Below are 252 nucleotides of genomic sequence, written 5' to 3'. Positions count from 1 at the left end.
GACGGGTTGGCCATTTCGCTGCGTTATGTCGACGGCGTGTTCGTGCAAGCGTCCACGCGCGGCGACGGCGCGACGGGCGAGAACGTCACCGAGAACGTGCGCACGATCCGCTCGCTGCCGCTGCGGCTGAAGGGTAAGCGCGTACCGAAGGTGCTCGACGTGCGCGGCGAAGTGCTGATGTTCCGCCGCGACTTCGCGCGCATGAACGATCGTCAGCGCGAGGCCGGGCACAAGGAATTTGCGAACCCGCGC

General features: G+C 67.1%; 1 pseudogene. It reads left to right on the top strand.

Going from position 1 to position 252, the window contains the following annotated elements:
* A pseudogene (ligA, locus tag SB816_RS33535) lies at positions 1-252 on the top strand (NAD-dependent DNA ligase LigA); the annotation flags it as partial.

This window comes from Achromobacter sp. SIMBA_011, from assembly GCF_046535435.1.
Lineage (GTDB): Bacteria > Pseudomonadota > Gammaproteobacteria > Burkholderiales > Burkholderiaceae_B > Achromobacter > Achromobacter dolens.
The sequence above is the reverse complement of the archived record's forward strand: the minus strand, read 5'-3'. Positions and strand labels throughout refer to the sequence as shown.